The 17,314-nt window shown below is 68.8% G+C and carries 15 protein-coding genes, 1 rRNA gene, 1 pseudogene and 1 riboswitch; of the genes and pseudogenes, 14 read left to right on the top strand and 3 right to left on the bottom strand.

Translation table 11 applies throughout. The features are described from left to right. The first annotated feature begins 8 nt into the window (after window positions 1-8). From rrf to NMN56_RS27870, 12 genes and pseudogenes are all read left to right on the top strand, one after another. Window positions 9-125, top strand: a 5S ribosomal RNA gene (gene rrf, locus NMN56_RS27920). A 140-nt stretch (window positions 126-265) separates the two neighbouring features. Then, complete coding sequence (gene clsA, locus NMN56_RS27915; protein WP_274046406.1) at window positions 266-874, top strand: cardiolipin synthase ClsA; 609 nt, start codon at window positions 266-268, stop codon at window positions 872-874. A 113-nt stretch (window positions 875-987) separates the two neighbouring features. Beyond that, window positions 988-3,483: a mannose-1-phosphate guanyltransferase gene (locus NMN56_RS27910; protein WP_274046392.1), complete on the top strand. Its 2,496-nt coding sequence runs from the start codon at window positions 988-990 to the stop codon at window positions 3,481-3,483. A gap of 112 nt (window positions 3,484-3,595) precedes the next feature. Next, window positions 3,596-4,495, top strand: coding sequence for a DUF881 domain-containing protein (locus NMN56_RS27905; protein ID WP_274046391.1), 900 nt, complete (start codon window positions 3,596-3,598; stop codon window positions 4,493-4,495). Next, complete coding sequence (locus tag NMN56_RS27900) at window positions 4,492-4,824, top strand: small basic family protein (RefSeq protein WP_180928314.1); 333 nt, start codon at window positions 4,492-4,494, stop codon at window positions 4,822-4,824. Before NMN56_RS27905 ends, NMN56_RS27900 begins: the two co-directional genes overlap by 4 nt. Window positions 4,825-4,829: 5 nt before the next feature. Further along, window positions 4,830-5,636 carry a DUF881 domain-containing protein gene (locus NMN56_RS27895; RefSeq protein ID WP_274046390.1) on the top strand — a complete coding sequence of 269 codons (807 nt, stop codon included), beginning with the start codon at window positions 4,830-4,832 and terminating at the stop codon, window positions 5,634-5,636. A gap of 147 nt (window positions 5,637-5,783) precedes the next feature. Then, a pseudogene (locus NMN56_RS43085) lies at window positions 5,784-6,131 on the top strand (FHA domain-containing protein); the annotation flags it as partial. Between the two features lie 87 nt (window positions 6,132-6,218). Next, window positions 6,219-6,596, top strand: coding sequence for an FHA domain-containing protein (locus tag NMN56_RS43080; protein ID WP_347178674.1), 378 nt, complete (start codon window positions 6,219-6,221; stop codon window positions 6,594-6,596). Between the two features lie 23 nt (window positions 6,597-6,619). Then, window positions 6,620-7,351, top strand: coding sequence for a transcriptional regulator FtsR (gene ftsR, locus NMN56_RS27885; RefSeq protein ID WP_274046389.1), 732 nt, complete (start codon window positions 6,620-6,622; stop codon window positions 7,349-7,351). Window positions 7,352-7,425: 74 nt separating this feature from the next. Continuing rightward, window positions 7,426-7,899: a bifunctional nuclease family protein gene (locus NMN56_RS27880; RefSeq protein WP_274046388.1), complete on the top strand. Its 474-nt coding sequence runs from the start codon at window positions 7,426-7,428 to the stop codon at window positions 7,897-7,899. Window positions 7,900-8,103: 204 nt separating this feature from the next. Then, window positions 8,104-8,709, top strand: a complete 606-nt coding sequence (locus NMN56_RS27875; protein ID WP_274046387.1) for a MerR family transcriptional regulator — start codon at window positions 8,104-8,106, stop codon at window positions 8,707-8,709. A gap of 33 nt (window positions 8,710-8,742) precedes the next feature. Further along, entirely contained in the window at window positions 8,743-10,383 is a 1,641-nt protein-coding gene (locus tag NMN56_RS27870; protein ID WP_274046386.1) for a DNA polymerase IV, read from the top strand. On the opposite strand, the gene NMN56_RS27865 is transcribed toward NMN56_RS27870, so the two are convergent. Continuing rightward, window positions 10,299-10,676, bottom strand: coding sequence for a PRC-barrel domain-containing protein (locus NMN56_RS27865; RefSeq protein ID WP_274046385.1), 378 nt, complete (start codon window positions 10,674-10,676; stop codon window positions 10,299-10,301). The two genes, NMN56_RS27870 and NMN56_RS27865, sit on opposite strands and share 85 nt — an antisense overlap. A 135-nt stretch (window positions 10,677-10,811) precedes the next feature. Next, window positions 10,812-10,908: riboswitch (glycine riboswitch) on the top strand. A 187-nt stretch (window positions 10,909-11,095) separates the two neighbouring features. On the opposite strand from NMN56_RS27865, the gene gcvP reads away from it, so the two are divergent. Then, window positions 11,096-13,990 carry an aminomethyl-transferring glycine dehydrogenase gene (gene gcvP, locus NMN56_RS27860; protein WP_274046384.1) on the top strand — a complete coding sequence of 965 codons (2,895 nt, stop codon included), beginning with the start codon at window positions 11,096-11,098 and terminating at the stop codon, window positions 13,988-13,990. A 118-nt stretch (window positions 13,991-14,108) separates the two neighbouring features. Here gcvP and NMN56_RS27855 read toward each other — a convergent pair whose 3' ends face one another. Together NMN56_RS27855 and NMN56_RS27850 are read right to left on the bottom strand one after the other, a co-directional pair. Next, complete coding sequence (locus NMN56_RS27855) at window positions 14,109-14,315, bottom strand: DUF5999 family protein (RefSeq protein ID WP_274046404.1); 207 nt, start codon at window positions 14,313-14,315, stop codon at window positions 14,109-14,111. 280 nt (window positions 14,316-14,595) lie between these two features. Then, entirely contained in the window at window positions 14,596-15,315 is a 720-nt protein-coding gene (locus NMN56_RS27850) for a hypothetical protein (protein ID WP_274046383.1), read from the bottom strand. A gap of 490 nt (window positions 15,316-15,805) precedes the next feature. Here NMN56_RS27850 and NMN56_RS27845 point away from each other — a divergent pair, with 490 nt between their 5' ends. Then, window positions 15,806-17,302, top strand: a complete 1,497-nt coding sequence (locus NMN56_RS27845) for a glutamate-cysteine ligase family protein (RefSeq protein ID WP_274046382.1) — start codon at window positions 15,806-15,808, stop codon at window positions 17,300-17,302. Window positions 17,303-17,314 lie beyond the last annotated feature (12 nt).

Here is a 17,314-nt window from a genome sequence, read left to right as displayed (position 1 = left end):
CATAGTGTTTCGGTGGTCATAGCGTGAGGGAAACGCCCGGTCTCATTCCGAACCCGGAAGCTAAGCCTTTCAGCGCCGATGGTACTGCATGCGGGAGCGTGTGGGAGAGTAGGACACCGCCGAACTCTTTGTGGAGAAAGCCCCGTTGGGACACCCCAACGGGGCTTTTTCGTGTCGCAAACCGGACCCCGTGCACGGTGGGTGAACAGCTGCCCGGTAGGGTCAGGGAGCATCGTTGGCACGGTTACTCACAGGAGGCCCCCGGGTGGAGGTCCAGGAGACGCGGGTCCAGACTGACCGGGTCCTCACCATCCCCAACATCCTCAGCATGGCCCGCCTCGTCGGGGTGCCGGTGTTTCTGTGGTTGATTCTGTGGCCCCGGTTCGGCGGTCCCAACTGCGATGGTTGGGCGCTTCTCGTGCTCGCGTTCAGCGGAGTCAGTGACTATCTGGACGGCAAACTCGCACGGCGCTGGAACCAGATCAGCAGTCTCGGCAGGATTCTCGACCCGGCCGCCGATCGCCTCTACATCCTCTCCACGCTCGTCGGACTCACCTGGCGGGAGATCCTTCCGCTGTGGCTCACCGCGGCTCTGCTGGCCAGAGAGCTGTTGCTACTGGGCATGGTGTGGGTACTGGACAGGCATGGGTATGCGCCACCGCAGGTGAACTTCCTCGGCAAGGCCGCCACGTTCAATCTGATGTACGCGTTTCCGCTGCTGTTGCTCAGTGACGGAAGTGGGTGGCTTGCGTCACTCGCTGCTATTTTCGGGTGGGCGTTCGCCGGCTGGGGTACGGCTCTCTACTGGTGGGCAGGGATCCTCTATGTGGTCCAGGTCCGCCGTCTCATCAGGGCGGATGCCCAGGCCGACTGATCCCGCCTTTCCAGTGTCGCTGAGGCCGGGTGCCCGAAAAGTAGCTTTGTGGGTCATCCTGGATGGGTGAAGGTTGGCGTGACCGTCGTCTGTGCGAGGAGGACGCTTCCAACATGAAGGCCGTCGTAATGGCTGGTGGCGAAGGTACTCGCCTTCGCCCCATGACCGCGAGCATGCCCAAGCCGCTCCTGCCGGTGGTGAATCGGCCGATCATGGAGCATGTGCTGAGGTTGCTCAAACGGCATGGGCTCAACGAGACCGTGGTGACCGTGCAATTCCTGGCCTCTCTCGTCAGGAATTACTTCGGGGACGGCGAAGAGTTGGGCATGGAGCTGACCTATGCCAACGAGGAAAAACCTCTGGGTACGGCCGGCAGCGTCAAGAACGCCGAGGAAGCTCTCAGGGACGACTCGTTCCTCGTCATCTCGGGTGACGCGCTCACGGACTTCGACCTCACCGATCTCATCCGCTTTCACCGCGAACGCGGTGCGCTCGTCACGGTCTGTCTGACCCGGGTACCGAACCCGCTGGAGTTCGGCATCACCATCGTGGACGACGACGGACGGGTCGAGCGCTTCCTGGAGAAGCCGACGTGGGGCCAGGTCTTCTCCGACACCGTCAACACAGGTATCTATGTCATGGAGCCCGAGGTCTTCGACTACGTCGAAGCCGATGCCTCCGTGGACTGGTCCGGAGATGTCTTCCCGCAGTTGATGAAGGAAGGCAAGCCGATCTACGGCTATATCGCCGAGGGTTACTGGGAGGACGTCGGCACGCACGAGAGCTATGTGAAGGCTCAGGCGGACGTCCTGGAGGGCAAGGTCGACGCCGAGATGGACGGCTTCGAGATCTCGCCGGGCGTATGGGTCGCGGAAGGCGCCGAGGTGCATCCGGACGCCGTCCTGCGGGGTCCGCTCTACATCGGCGACTACGCCAAGGTGGAGGCCGACACCGAAATCCGCGAGCACTCCGTCATCGGCTCGAACGTCGTCGTCAAGAGCGGTGCCTTTCTGCACCGGGCCGTCGTCCACGACAACGTCTACATCGGACAGCAGTCCAACCTGCGCGGCTGCGTCATCGGAAAGAACACCGATGTCATGCGTGCCGCGCGCATCGAGGACGGCGCGGTCATCGGCGATGAATGCCTCATCGGCGAGGAATCCATCGTCCAGGGCAATGTGCGCGTCTACCCGTTCAAGACCATCGAGGCCGGTGCGTTCGTCAACACGTCCGTCATCTGGGAGTCCAGGGGACAGGCCCATCTGTTCGGGGCGCGTGGTGTCTCCGGAATCCTGAACGTCGAGATCACCCCGGAGCTGGCGGTCAGGCTGGCGGGCGCGTATGCCACGACGCTGAAGAAAGGTTCAACCGTCACCACGGCGCGTGACCACTCCCGCGGTGCGCGTGCACTCAAACGGGCGATGATTTCCGCGTTGCAGACCAGCGCGATCGACGTCCGCGACCTGGAGAACGTTCCGCTTCCCGTGGCGCGGCAGCAGACGGCCCGCGGGAGCGCCGGCGGAATCATGATCCGCACGACGCCAGGTGTGCCCGACTCCGTCGACATCATGTTCTTCGACGAGCGCGGCGCCGACCTCTCCCAGGCGGGACAGCGCAAGCTCGACCGGGTGTACGCGCGCCAGGAGTACCGCAGGGCCTTCCCCGGTGAGATCGGTGACCTGCGCTTTCCCTCCAGCGTCTACGACTCCTACACGGGCTCGCTGCTCAGGGCCGTGGACACGACGGGTGTCGAGGAGGCCGGGCTGAAGGTCGTCGTCGACGCGTCCAACGGCAGCGCGGGACTCGTACTGCCGAGCCTGCTGGGGCGGCTCGGCGTCGACTCGTTGACCATCAACCCCGGTCTCGACGAGTCCCGGCCGACCGAGACGGTGGAGACCCGCCGCAACGGACTGGTGCGGCTCGGGGAGATCGTGGCCTCGGCGCGCGCCGACTTCGGGGTGCGCTTCGACCCGGTGGGGGAGCGGCTGTCGCTGGTGGACGAGCACGGCCGGATCGTGGAGGACGACAGGGCGCTGCTCGTCATGCTCGACCTGGTGGCGGCTGAGCGCCGCAGTGGCAGGGTCGCGCTGCCCGTGACGACGACGCGCATCGCCGAGCAGGTCGCGGCGTACCACGGCACGCAGGTCGAGTGGACCACCACATCGCCGGGTGATCTCACCCGCGTCAGCAGGGACGAGGCGACGGTATTCGGCGGGGACGGCAGGGGCGGTTTCATCGTTCCCGAGTTCAGTTCGGTCTTCGACGGTTCCGCCGCCTTCGTACGCCTCATCGGGCTGGTCGCGCGCACGCAACTCAGGCTCAGCCAGATCGACGCACGCATCCCGCGCGCGCATGTGGAGCGGCGTGACCTCGCAACGCCCTGGGCGGTCAAGGGACTTGTGATGCGTACGGTCGTGGAGGCCGCCAGCGAGCGGTCGGTGGACACGACCGACGGCGTGCGCGTGGTGGAGCCCGACGGGCGTTGGGTGATGGTGCTGCCGGATCCCGCCGAGGCCGTCACGCATCTGTGGGCCGAGGGACCGGACCAGGCGTCGGCGCAGGCGCTGCTGGACGAGTGGGCGGCCGTGGTCGACAGCGCCGGTCGCTGAACGACCCTCCGTACGGCGGGACGCGGGCCGTCATGTGACGGCAAGTTCCGCCGTACGGCGCGCGGGTGGGCCCGTTCGGCGGCAGGGGTCCGGACGTGCGACGATGTTCGGCATGTCGCAGCAGCCCCCACAACGGAGCACCCCTTCGAGGCCGCCGCGCCCCGATGCCTCCATGTCGCTGCTGAACAACGTGATGGACCACAGCCTCGACGACGGTTACGCGGAAGCGACCAGGCGGCGGGGCATGGAGGGCCGCTCGAAGCTGCCGCGCACTGTGCGTGCGAAGCTCGGCCTGGCGGGCGGACTGGTGCTCGCCGCGCTGGTGGTGACCGTCGGGGCGGCGCAGGCACGTATCGCAGCGCCGACCGTGGCCAAGGAGAAGCAGGAACTCATCGAGCGCATCGAGGACGGCGGACGCCACGCCGACCAACTCCAGGAGAACGTCGACAAGCTGCGCTCCAGCGTGGAGGCCAAGCAGCGCAAGGCCCTGGAGAAGCACGGAGGCCGGCGGGCCAGGGACACGGCCCTGCTGTCGGGCGCCGTTCCCGTCAAGGGCCCGGGCGTCAAGCTGATGGTGGACGACGCGAAGGAGACCGAGTCCAGCGACAGCGGCGGCCCCCGCGAGAGCACCGGCTTCTCGGACACCGGCCGGATCCGCGACCGCGACCTGCAACGTGTCGTCAACGGGCTCTGGGAGTCAGGCGCCGAGGCCGTGGCCATCAACGAACAGCGCCTCACCGCGCGCTCGGCGATCCGCGCGGCAGGTGACGCGATCCTGGTGGACAACAAGCCGCTGGTGCCGCCCTATACGCTGCTGGCTGTGGGTCCGGGCCAGAAACTCAGCAAGACCTTCCAGGACAGCGCCGACGGGCAGTACTTGTACGTGCTGCACAAGGACTACGGGGCCAGGACCAGCATTTCCGTCCAGGACGAGGTACGGCTGCCTGCCGCACCGAGCCTGATCGTACGAACAGCGAAACCTGCGCAGACAGGAGAGGGCAGCACATCGTGATCGCCGTACTGGGCCTCGTCGTGGGTGTCGTGGCCGGACTCGTCGTCCGGCCCGTGGTGCCGACGGTGGTCGAGCCGTATCTGCCCATCGCCGTCGTCGCCGCGCTGGACGCCGTGTTCGGCGGTCTCCGCGCGATGCTGGACGGGATCTTCGACGACAAGGTCTTCGTCGTCTCGTTCCTCTCCAACGTCGTCGTGGCGGCGCTGATCGTCTTCCTTGGCGACAAGCTCGGGGTGGGGGCCCAGCTCTCGACCGGTGTCGTCGTCGTCCTCGGCATCCGTATCTTCTCGAATGCCGCCGCCATCCGCCGGCACGTCTTCAGGGCGTGAGGCCGATGAGCGACGAGGAGACGCCGAGCAACGACGGGACGCCGACGAGCGACGGGCCGTCCCAGGACGCGGCGGCGGGCAAACCGCCCCGGATGACGGGACGCCAGCGGTTGGGCAAGGCCGTATGGCCACCGCGCGTGACCCGTGCACAACTCATCGTGGCCGTGCTGCTGTTCGTGCTCGGGCTCGGCCTGGCGATCCAGGTACGGTCCACCAGCGAGAACAGCGCCCTGAGAGGGGCACGGCACGAGGACCTCGTCCGCATCCTCGACGAACTCGACGACCGCACCAAGCGGCTTGAGGACGAGAAGCGGGAACTCGAAGGGCACCGAACCGAGCTGGAGACCAGCTCCGACCAGCGCGAAGAGGCCCGTAGGCAGACGGAGGAGAAGGCCGCACAGCTCGGTGTCCTCGCTGGCACGGTCGCCGCCGAGGGGCCCGGCATCAGGCTGACGATCAACGACCGCGCGGGCGCGACCGATTCGGACACGCTGCTCGACGCGGTCCAGGAGCTGCGCGCCGCGGGCGCCGAGGCCATCCAGATCAACGGGGTCCGCGTGGTGGCCAGCACGTATTTCTCCGACAGCGGCGGCAGTGTGAGCGTGGACGGGCATAAGATCGGGCAGCCTTATCGTTTCGAGGTCATCGGCAAGGCGAAGGACCTGGAGCCCGCCCTGAACATTCCCGGTGGAATCGTGCAGACTTTGAAGAACAAACAGGCCACAGCGTCGGTTACCCGGTCGGAGAAGATCACGGTGGACGCCTTGCGGCAGGTGAAGCGGCCTGACTACGCTCGGTCGTCGTCGCAGTGAGACGCCGCTAGAGCTTCCGGGGGGTCGGCCGGTCAGTTGAGCACTGCGTGGTGGAAACTGTGCAGAGGTCACGGACGTTATCCGGGCGTCATGTATGACCAATGAGAGCATCGAGGGTCTGTCCTGCCCCACGGGCGGGTCTGTTTCGTGCGAGGGGAATCGCCCGTGAGTTTTTTTGCGAAGTTGTTCGGCAAGAACCGCCAGGACGGCGGTGCTGGTGCCGCGCGGCACCGCGCTTCCCGGAACGCTGAGACGACGGGAAGCGGAGCCGAGGACAGCGGTGAGCGCCCGCTGTTCCGTGATGAGGTGGCGCCTCGTAATGGGGACAATTCGGGTGGTCACGGCGCGGTTTCTGTTGACCCTGGAGCACAGGGACGCATAGGTTCCGATGCACCGCCAACCTCAAGTACGGGTGGAGGGTCTGCCTTGCCGGTGTGTAACAGGTGTGGGACACGTGCCGCTGAAGCGAGCCGGTTCTGCTCCAACTGCGGCGCTCCCCTCCGGGGCGGCGTCCCCGCTGAGGGATCGTCCGAGACGACCTCGACGATCTCCATCTCCGGTCTTGAGGCGTACGACTCCGAGGTGACCGGCCAGCACGCCTCGCCAGTGCTGCCGCCCGAGGCCCAGGCGGCCGTGGACGCGCTCCCCACAGGATCGGCCCTGCTGGTCGTGCGGCGCGGTCCGAACTCGGGCAGCCGCTTCCTGCTGGACGGTGAACTCACCACGGCGGGACGTCACCCAGAGAGCGACATCTTCCTGGACGACGTGACGGTCTCGCGCCGTCATGTGGAGTTCCGGCGCGGTCCCGACGGGGTGTTCACCGTCGCCGACGTCGGCAGCCTCAACGGCACCTATGTGAACCGCGAGCGGATCGAGGCGGGAGTCCCGCTCGGGAACGGGGACGAGGTGCAGATCGGGAAGTACCGGCTGGTCTTCTTCGCGAGCCAGCGCACCTTCTGACAACCTCCCCCGGGGGAAGGTTCATGCTGCACACACCGCCGGGTGGTGCCGATACCGGCACCGCCGCCGCGGAGAGCGGCCCGGTGAGCATCGGCGCCGTCCTCCAGGCGCTGCGCGAGGAGTTTCCCGAGGTCACCGTCTCCAAGATCCGTTTCCTGGAGGCGGAGGGCCTCGTCGAGCCCGAGCGCTCGCCCTCCGGATACCGGAAGTTCCGTACCGAGGACATCGAGCGGCTGAGCTATGTGCTGCGGATGCAGCGGGATCACTATCTGCCGCTCAAGGTCATCAGGGAGCACCTCGACGCGCTCGGAAGGGGAGAGCGTCCGCCCGCGATCCCGGCACCGACGCGCGAGGCTCCCGAACCCGGAGTGACGCCGCCGGCCCCCGCTGTGCGTATAGGGCGCAAGGAACTCCTCACCGTCGCCGGCATCGACGAGGCCGAGCTGGCCGAGTGGGAGGCGTACGGACTGGTGGCAGCTTCGGCGGACGGCGCGTACGAGCTGACGGAGGTCACCGTGGCGCGGCTGGTGACGGATCTCGGCCGATTCGGTCTCGAACCGCGCCATCTGAGGGCGATGAAGGCCGCAGCCGAACGCCAGGTCGATCTTGTGGAGCAGATCGTGGCCCCTCTGCGGCGGCACAGGGACCCCCGCACCAGGGCGCGCGCGGAGAGCACCGCGCAGGAGCTGGCGGGGCTCTCAGTGCGCCTTCACGCAGCTCTTGTGCAGGCGGCGCTGCGCCCGCGTGGTGACTGAATCGGCACACGGATGCCCTCACCGGACGGCTGCCCGACTACCCAAACAGGCGCGGCACGGCCTAGGGTTGCTGTGTGAATGAGCTCGACGTCGTGGGTGTCCGGGTGGAAATGCCCACCAACCAACCGATCGTGCTCCTGCGAGAAGTGGGAGGCGACCGCTACCTCCCCATCTGGATCGGCCCGGGGGAGGCGACTGCGATCGCCTTTGCCCAACAGGGCATGACTCCCGCACGCCCACTGACCCATGACCTGTTCAAGGACGTCCTGGAAGCAGTGGGACAGGAGCTCACCGCGGTTCGCATCATGGACCTGCGGGAAGGCGTGTTCTATGCCGAGCTGGTCTTCGCCAGCGGTGTCGAAGTCAGTGCACGCCCGTCCGATGCCATAGCGCTGGCCCTGCGTACGGGGACGCCGATCTACGGCAGTGACGGGGTACTGGACGACGCCGGGATCGCGATTCCGGACGAGCAGGAGGACGAGGTGGAGAAGTTCCGCGAGTTCCTCGACCAGATTTCTCCTGAGGACTTCGGCTCCAGCAGTCAGTGAGCGGGGGCGCCGGATGCCGTCCGGCCGAAGGCGCCCCGGCCAACCGGCCAGCAATTCCCGGCCCTGGGGCACGTCAAACCACCCCATGGGGGATTATCACTCGCCGTGCCGAGTGTGGCGATCGTTGACGCACCCGGAGTGACTGCCTACCTTCATGTGGGCAGGTTCCGGGGGTAACCCGGGATGTGAAGGACGGAGGTCGGCGTGACAGGCACCGGCGGCGAAGGTACAGCGGCTGGCGACTCCTCCCCACCCGGCGGTCCAGCGAGGCGGCCGAGCCCCTCCAGCACGGAAGTCCCACCGGCTGACCCACCCCCTGACGAAGTCGGATACCGAGGCCCCACCGCCTGTTCGGCGGCGGGCATCACCTATCGGCAGCTCGACTACTGGGCGCGTACGGGCCTGGTCGAGCCCAGCATCAGACCCGCCTACGGTTCGGGCACCCAGCGGCTCTACAGCTTCCGCGACATCGTCGTTCTCAAGATCGTGAAGCGGCTGCTGGACACCGGGGTGTCGCTGCAGAACATCCGCGCGGCCGTTCGGCACCTGCGCTCGCGCGGCAGGACCGATCTGGCGCGTATGACGCTGATGAGCGACGGCGCCACCGTCTACGAGTGCTCCTCGCCCGACGAGGTCGTCGATCTGCTCCAGGGCGGCCAGGGCGTCTTCGGGATCGCGGTCGGCGTGGTCTGGAAGGACGTCGAGGGTGCGCTGTCGCAGCTGCACGGCGAGCGTGTGGACACCGGGGAGACGCTGGTCGGGCACCATCCCGAGGACGAGCTGGCACGGCGCCGCAACCGCGCCGGCTGAGATTGTCAGACCCATGCGGCACCATCGGCTGATGTGAGGAGTCAGCCGACCATCCTGCATCTGGACATGGATGCCTTCTTCGCCGCGGTGGAGCAGGCGTCCAAGCCCAGCCTGCGCGGAAAGCCGGTGGTCGTGGGCGGGCTGGGGCCGCGCGGTGTGGTCTCCACGGCTTCGTACGAGGCGAGACGCTTCGGGGTGCACTCGGCGATGCCCACGGCGCAGGCACGCAGGCTGTGTCCGAACGCGGCGTATCTGGGCGCGCGCTTCGGGCTCTACCGCGCCGTCAGCGACGTGGTGATGGAGCTGCTGCACCGTCTGTCGCCCCTGGTGGAGCCGCTCAGCCTGGACGAGGCGTTCGTCGACCTGGAGGCGGGTGACGCGCTCGCGGGGTCGGCGGGGGGCTCCGAGGCGGCGCGTGAGGTGGGGGAGCGGCTGCGGCGTGACATCCGTGCTGCGACAGGGCTGAGCGGTTCGGTGGGGCTGGCCGGCTCCAAGCTGCTGGCGAAGATCGCCTCTGAGCAGGCGAAGCCGGACGGGCTCGCGCTGATCGAACCCGGCACCGAGCGGGAGATGCTCGCCCCGCGGTCCGTGCGGATCCTGCCGGGTGTGGGGCCCGCGACCGCCGAGACGCTGCGCAAGGCCGGGATCACGACCGTGGGTGAGACGACCGAGGCGGGGGAGGCCGAGCTGCTGAGGCTGCTGGGCAAGGCGCACGGCGCCTCGGTGCACGCGATGGCGTACGGCATCGACGACCGGGACGTGGTGGCGGAGCGGGACGCGAAGTCGGTCTCGGTGGAGGACACCTACGACGTCGACCTCACGGACCGGACGCGCGTACGCATGGAGGTGGCGCGGCTCGCCGATCGCTGTGTGACGCGGCTGCGGGCCGCGGGGCGTTCGGGAAGAACCGTGGTGATCAAGGTGCGCAGCTACGACTTCTCCACGCTCACCAGGTCCGAGACCCTGCGGGGCCCCACCGACGATCACGGGGTCATCAAGGAGGCGGCGCAGCGGCTGCTGGAGGGTGTGGACACGACGGCGGGGGTACGGCTGCTCGGTGTGGGGGTGAGCGGGCTGGCTGACTTCACGCAGGAGGACCTGTTCGCGCAGGCGCGGGCGGCGCGGGACGAGAGGGAGGCGGCCGAGGCCGCCGAGGCTGCGGAGGCGGCCCGGGACGAGGGCGCGGGCGAGGGAGCTGTGGCGGTTCCCACGGCCCATGAGGCCGTCGTGATGCCGGACCGGCAGTGGACGCCGGGGCGCGATGTGCGGCACGCGGAGCACGGCCTCGGCTGGGTGCAGGGGAGCGGCGTGGGGAAGGTCACCGTCCGCTTCGAGGAGCCGGATTCGCCGCCCGGCAGGGTGCGGACCTTCTCCGTCGACGATCCCGCTCTTGAGCCTGCCGAGCCCCGGATGCTGGACGCCGAGGTCGCCCGGGCGCTGGCGGCGCGGGCCGGCGCCGGCTGGGGACGGGCCGGCGGGCGGAGCCCGCAGGAGGGCCTGGCGGGCGCGGAAGCCGCGGCGCTTCAGCGCGGCGGCGGTGCGCCACCCCGCGGCGCGGGGGGCTCCTGGGGTCCGGAGGGCCGGGGAGGTCAGTCCCCGGCGCCGGCTATGCGCCCGAAGTCCCGGTCGGGCACCGCGGGGGCCTCGCCTCCGGCCGGCACGTCGAGCCCGTAGTGGTGGTAGAGCTGAAGCTCCTGCTCGGGCGAGAGGTGGCGGCCCACACCGAGGTCGGGCGCCTCCCTGATCAGGGCACGTTCGAAGGGGACGCGCAGGCCGTCCTCCAGGAGACTGCTGGGCTCCAGCGGTACGAGGGCGTCGCGGCTGAAGAGGCCGGTGCGGACGGCCGCCCACTCGGGTTCGCCGGTGGCGTCGTCGAGGTACACCTCGTCCACGGTTCCGATCTTGCCTCCCTGGCGGTCGAATGCCTTCCGGCCGATCAGGCTCCGGGGATCGATGTCGGTCTGCACGGTGTCCCTCCCACGGGTCGCTACGTGTCGTCCGGACTCGTACCTACAACGAAACGGTACTTTTCGGAGGTTGGCTACTTGAGCACACATCGGGTTACCACTTGAGGGCACGCTGATACCCTCGTTAACGGCTGTCGACCCCGTGCGGGAGAGTCCTCCGGTGAACTGCCGGAGGCGCCGAAGGAGCAACTCCTCCCCGGAATCTCTCAGGCTCACGTACCGCGCGGACGAGGTCACTCTGGAAAGCAGGGCGGGCCACGGACCAGCGCCGCAGCCCCTCCTCACCGACGGTGAAAGCCGGACCGCCGCATTCCGGACGGGCCGGTGAAACTCTCAGGTTGAGATGACAGAGGGGGAGGCCGTCCGGGCACCCGTCAAGGTGCCCCTCGTAGGTCGCAGAGACCAGGAGGCCCCCGCAGATGACTTCCCACCGCACCCCGCTCTCCGCACTGGAGCGCGGCGCACCTTTCGAGAGCCGGCACATCGGCCCCGACGCCGCGGACCAGGCCAAGATGCTGGCGCAGGTCGGATACGGATCGCTCGACGAGCTGACGCAGGCGGCCGTGCCCGAGGTGATCAGGAGCACGGAGCTGCTGAGACTTCCCGAGGCGCGCAGCGAAGCCGACGTACTGGCCGAGCTGCGCTCCCTCGCGTCGCGTAACCAGGTACTCCAGTCCATGATCGGGCTGGGCTACTACGGCACCTTCACGCCGCCGGTCATCCTGCGCAACGTCATGGAGAGCCCGGCCTGGTACACGGCGTACACGCCCTACCAGCCGGAGATCTCGCAGGGGCGTCTGGAGGCGCTGCTCAACTTCCAGACCGTGATCGCGGACCTGACGGGGCTGCCCACCTCGGGCGCCTCGCTGCTGGACGAGTCGACGGCAGCCGCCGAGGCGATGGCGCTCTCGCGGCGGGTGGGCAAGGTCAAGGAAGGCGTCTTCCTGGTCGACGCCGACTGCCTGCCGCAGACCGTTGCCGTGCTGCGGACACGCGCCGAGCCGACCGGTGTCGAGATCGTCGTGGCCGACCTGAGCGGCGGCATCCCCGAAGAGGCAGCCGAGCGGGGCGTCTTCGGCGTGCTGTTGCAGTACCCCGGGGCCTCAGGCGCGGTACGTGACCAGCGTGCCGTGATCGAGCGGGCGCACGAGCTGGGCGCCGTGGTCACCGTTGCCGCCGACCTGCTGGCGCTGACCCTGCTCACCTCGCCCGGCGATCTGGGCGCCGACATCGCGGTGGGCTCCAGCCAGCGCTTCGGCGTACCGATGGGCTTCGGCGGGCCGCACGCCGGCTACATGGCGGTGCGGGAGAAGTTCGCACGCAGCCTGCCTGGACGGCTCGTCGGGGTGTCCAAGGACGCCGACGGCGACCAGGCGTACCGCCTGGCGCTCCAGACGCGCGAGCAGCACATCCGCCGCGAGAAGGCCACCAGCAACATCTGCACGGCGCAGGTGCTGCTCGCCGTGATGGCGGGGATGTACGCCGCGTACCACGGTCCCGACGGGCTCGCGGCCATCGCGCGGCGAACGCACCGTTACGCCGCGCTGCTCGCCGCAGGGCTGCGCGCCGGCGGGGTGGAGACCCTGCACGGTGCCTTCTTCGACACGGTCACGGCGCGCGTGCCGGGACGCGCCGACGAGGTCGTCGCGCTCGCGCGGCAGGACGGGGTGAACCTGCGGCGGGTGGACGCCGATCACGTCGGCATGGCCTGCGACGAGACCACGGGCAGGGAACATCTGGCCGCGGTGTGGAAGGCGTTCGGTATCGACGCCGGCGCCGTGGACGTGGACGAGCTGGACGCCGCGACCGGGGACGCGCTGCCGGACGAGCTGCTGCGCACGGACGACTACCTCACGCACCCCGTCTTCCACGAGCACCGCTCGGAGACCGCGATGCTGCGCTACCTGCGCCGCCTCTCGGACCGGGACTACGCGCTCGACCGGGGCATGATCCCGCTGGGCTCCTGCACCATGAAGCTCAACGCGACCACCGAGATGGAGCCGGTCACCTGGCCCGAGTTCGGTGGCCTGCACCCCTTCGCGCCCGCCGAGCAGGCCGAGGGCTATCTGACCCTGATCCACGAGCTGGAGGACAGGCTCGCCGAGGTCACCGGCTACGACAAGGTCTCGCTCCAGCCCAACGCGGGTTCGCAGGGCGAGCTGGCCGGGCTGCTGGCCGTACGCGCGTACCACCGGGCCAACGGTGACGCGCAGCGGAACGTCTGCCTCATCCCGTCCTCGGCGCACGGCACCAACGCGGCCAGCGCCGTGATGGCGGGCATGAAGGTCGTCGTGGTCAAGACCAGCGACAACGGCGACGTCGACGTGGACGATCTGCACGCCAAGATCGCGAAGCACGGGGACGAGCTGGCCGTGCTGATGGTCACCTACCCCTCGACGCACGGCGTGTTCGAGGAGCACATCACCGACATCTGCGCCGCCGTGCACGACGCGGGCGGCCAGGTGTACGTGGACGGGGCCAACCTCAACGCGCTGCTGGGCCTGGCCAAGCCGGGCAGGTTCGGTGCCGACGTCTCGCACCTGAACCTGCACAAGACGTTCTGCATCCCGCACGGGGGCGGCGGTCCCGGCGTGGGCCCGATCGGTGTGCGCGCGCATCTGGCGCCGTATCTGCCCAACCACCCGCTCCAGCCGGCCGCAGGACCTGAGACGGGCATAGGTCCCGTCTCAGGGGCTCCCTGGGGCTCGGCCGGGATCCTGCCCATCTCGTGGGCGTACGTCCGGCTCATGGGCGGTGAGGGGCTGCGCAAGGCCACACAGGTCGCGGTGCTGAGCGCCAACTACATCGCCAAGCGCCTTGAGCCCCACTACCCCGTTCTGTACGCGGGGCCGAACGGGCTGGTGGCGCACGAGTGCATCATCGACGTCCGCCAGCTGACCAAGCAGACCGGCGTGAGCATCGACGATGTCGCCAAGCGGCTCATCGACTACGGGTTCCACGCGCCGACGATGTCCTTCCCCGTCGCGGGGACGCTGATGACGGAGCCGACGGAGAGCGAGGACCTGGCGGAGCTGGACCGGTTCTGCGAGACGATGATCGCGATCCGTGCGGAGATCGACAAGGTCGGCTCGGGGGAGTGGAGCGCGGAGGACAATCCGCTGGCCAACGCGCCGCACACCGCGGCGATGCTGGGCCGTGAGTGGGAGCACGCCTACTCCCGCGAGGAGGCGGTCTTCCCGGGGAGCGTGCACGCCGCGGACAAGTACTGGCCGCCGGTGCGCCGGATCGACGGGGCCTACGGGGACCGTAATCTCGTGTGCTCGTGCCCGCCGGTCGCGGAGTACGACGAGTAGCCGGAGAGGGCGCGGGGGCTCAGCGGACCCGGAACATGTCAGGGCCGGTGCGGCGGTTGCCGTGCCGGCCCTGTGTGTGCTGTGCGGGATGTCGCGCTGTTGCCTCGGTTACCGCCCCTCAGGCGGCTGTTGCGATGTGGTGCGTGCCGAGCGGCTTGTGCGGAGCGATGATCTGGCCGTCCGGCAGCAGCTCACCGGTGTCCTCGAACAGCAGAACCCCATTGCACAGGAGGCTCCATCCCTGCTCGGGGTGGTGAGCCACGGGCTGGGCGGCTTCCCTGTCTGCTGAGTCCGCTGTCGGGCATGGTGGCTGGTGCTGGCACATTGTCGGTTTCGTCTTCCGTAGTGATGTGGCGTTGGTCCTGCGGCTGTGAATGTCCATGGCCGTCCCCCCGTAAGTTCCGGTCCGTCCCCCAGTGTTCCGCCGCTGGCTCGAATCCGCAGGGATTTCGCGTCAGCACTTACCCAACCGGACAGACGCGTCACCCTACCGGGCGGTTGCGCTCAACAAGACGGTCCCTTTGGGGGGTTCGGACACCGGAGAGGACTAGTCCATACGGACGGTGGCATGGGCGCGTACGGATGGGCCGCAGGTGGAAGACGGTTTAAGCGGGCGTACGCAGAAGGGGCGCGGGGCGCACGAGGCGGCGTGTCAGCAGCGGCAGCAGCGCGTCCACGCGGTGCGGCTGATGGGCGGGGATTCCGGGCGGCGCGGGGGCCAGCGGGATCAGCAGATCAGACGGCGCGGGCGAGCCGGAGGCCGGGTCGGCCGTGACATCGCGGTGCAGCCAGAGCGTGAGCATGTACAGCTCAGGGAAGGACAGCAGCCGGGGCTGGTAGGCCGTCGGCAGTAACTGCGCCTGGCGCAGGGCCCGTACGGTCGAGAGGACATAAGGGCCCTGGCGGAACTGGCCGAACGCCCAGCCGTCGGCCGTCAGCACCGCCTCGGCGGAGCCCGCGTGCGTGCCTACGCCACCCGCGCCTGTGCTCGCGCCTTCCGTGGCGGCGCCTTCGGTGCCCGCTGCCGCGGCGTGTGTCGCGTCGGTCTCCGTGGCCTCGGCCCCCGCGAGGTCGGCGCCGGCGTCGCGGAGCAGGAAGCGCCAGCCGGTGAGCCGTGTCAGTGGCGAGGTGCGGGATGCGCCCGGGTCGCACGGGGCGACGCTCACCATCTCGTGGGCGGGCAGCGGGAGTTCGGGGCGCAGGGGGCCCTGTGCGTGACGCAGGGCGACGGGGGCGCGGGTGCCCCGGACCGCCGTTGGCGAGCCGAGGGCGGTCAGAACGCTGCGCAGGGCAGGAGCGGGAGCCGGGGGAACGTGCAGGGGCATGGCGGGTCGCCTCTCTTCGGAGACACTGTGCTCGGCGGGGGCGCGGACGACTGTGTCGGCGCGGGGGTGGCCGCGGGGGCGGCGAGGGGCGTCGACAGGAGCTAGCCGGGTGCGCCAAGTCTCTGCCTGTTCGCGGAGTTTATACGAGATGTGTTCGAGTGGAGTTTCCGCTAACCTCTCCCGGTGTTTCCGGTAAGGGCATAACAGGCCGAATCGGCAGGGCAATTACCTGCACGGAGATCATGAATACGGCGGTGACCTCGCATTCCGGTGGAATCGCGGTCGGCCGGATGTCGTCGGTTTTTATCACGATCCGCCGGTGCTGGACCTGAGAGCGGGGTCAGGACGCCGCCGTATGCCGAAGGAATGTGCCGTCCAGCAACCTCCAGCGTAGCGGCAGTTACGCGCCCGGTCAGTAGCCGCAGGCGTTATCCGGTACGCGGCAGGGCATCATCGGTGCACGCTCGGACCGACGAGGAGGGACCCTCCGATGGGAGAGAAGGTCGTGGCCGACAGGTTCGACCTGTCCGATCGACAGCGGTACCGGCAGAAGCTCCACAAGTGTCTGAGGGGGCTGGAGCAGCTTCTGGAGGAGAAGAGGTTCGACCGCCCGAGGAATCTCATGGGGCTGGAGATCGAGTTGAATCTCGCCGATGCCGGGGGACAGCCACTCATGAGGAATGCGGAGGTCCTTGAACGTATCGCGAGCCGGGATTTCCAGACGGAGCTGGGACAGTTCAACCTCGAAGTGAATATCGTGCCGCACGCGCTCTCCGGGAGAGTGCTCGACCAACTCGCTGAAGAACTCCGCACAGGACTGGCATACGCGGACCGGCAGGCGCGTGAGGTGTCGGCCCGTATCATCATGATCGGAATTCTGCCGACGCTCACGGCCCAGGACCTCACCTCCGCGAACCTCACGGCCGTCGACCGCTACACGCTGCTCAACGATCAGATCATGGCCTCGCGGGGCGAGGAGGTCGTGCTCGACATCGCCGGGGTCGAGCGTCTGACCTGCACCTCGGAGTCCATAGCGCCCGAGGCGGCCTGCACATCCGTGCAGCTCCATCTCCAGGTGACACCGGGCAGGTTCGCCGACGTGTGGAACGCGGCGCAGGCCGTGTGCGGCGCACAGATCGCCATGGGTGCCAACTCGCCCTTTCTGTTCGGCCGTGAGCTGTGGCGTGAGTCGCGCGTGCCGCTCTTCCTCCAGGCCACCGACACCAGGCCGCCGGAGCTGAGCAACCAGGGGGTGCGGCCCCGTACCTGGTTCGGGGAGCGCTGGATACGGTCGGCCCACGATCTGTTCGAGGAGAACCTGCGCTACTTCCCCTCGCTGCTGCCCATATGCGACGACGAGGACCCGCAGCGGGTGCTCGCCGCCGGGGGTACGCCCTCGCTCGCCGAGATGGTGCTGCACAACGGCACGGTCTACCGCTGGAACCGGCCGGTGTACGGGGTGATGGACGGTGCGCCCCATCTGCGTGTGGAGAACAGGGTGCTGCCCGCCGGGCCGACCGTCACCGACGTACTCGCCAACACCGCCTTCTACTACGGCCTGGTGCGCGCCCTGGCGGACGACCCGCGCCCCGTTTGGTCCCGTATGCCGTTCGCCGACGCGGCACGCAACTTCGACGCCGCATGCCGCCACGGCATCGACGCCGAGCTGTGGTGGCCACGCTCGGGGCGTGTGCCGGGGATGGTGCGGATGCCGGCGACGCGCCTCGTACGGGAGGAACTGCTTCCGCTGGCTGCCGCGGGACTCGATGCCTGGGGAGTGGAGCCGGGGGACCGCGACCACTATCTCTCGGTCATCGAAGAGCGCTGCGCACGGCGGGTCAACGGTGCCTCGTGGCAGGTCGCGGCCTATCGGCGGGCACGGGAGGCGGGGCTCGACAGGGACAAGGCGCTCGCGGCGGTCACCCGCTCCTACGGCGAACTCGTGGACACGGGAGAGCCGGTGCACACCTGGCCGGACGGGCCGTGAGTCGGCCGGACG

The organism is Streptomyces iconiensis (genome assembly GCF_028657195.3).
GTDB lineage: Bacteria > Actinomycetota > Actinomycetes > Streptomycetales > Streptomycetaceae > Streptomyces > Streptomyces iconiensis.
Note: the sequence above shows the minus strand (reverse complement) of the source record. Positions and strands in the feature narration are given on the sequence as shown.

What these genes read in the sequence shown, in the direction of transcription:
- NMN56_RS27910 (WP_274046392.1), top strand. Translation starts at nt 988, where the DNA reads ATGAAGGCCGTCGTAATGGCTGGTGGCGAAGGTACTCGCCTTCGCCCC.
- NMN56_RS27905 (WP_274046391.1), top strand. Translation starts at nt 3,596, where the DNA reads ATGTCGCAGCAGCCCCCACAACGGAGCACCCCTTCGAGGCCGCCGCGC.
- NMN56_RS27895 (WP_274046390.1), top strand. Translation starts at nt 4,830, where the DNA reads ATGAGCGACGAGGAGACGCCGAGCAACGACGGGACGCCGACGAGCGAC.
- ftsR (WP_274046389.1), top strand. Translation starts at nt 6,620, where the DNA reads ATGCTGCACACACCGCCGGGTGGTGCCGATACCGGCACCGCCGCCGCG.
- gcvP (WP_274046384.1), top strand. Translation starts at nt 11,096, where the DNA reads ATGACTTCCCACCGCACCCCGCTCTCCGCACTGGAGCGCGGCGCACCT.
- NMN56_RS27855 (WP_274046404.1), bottom strand. Translation starts at nt 14,315, where the DNA reads ATGTGCCAGCACCAGCCACCATGCCCGACAGCGGACTCAGCAGACAGG.
- NMN56_RS27850 (WP_274046383.1), bottom strand. Translation starts at nt 15,315, where the DNA reads ATGCCCCTGCACGTTCCCCCGGCTCCCGCTCCTGCCCTGCGCAGCGTT.
- NMN56_RS27845 (WP_274046382.1), top strand. Translation starts at nt 15,806, where the DNA reads ATGGGAGAGAAGGTCGTGGCCGACAGGTTCGACCTGTCCGATCGACAG.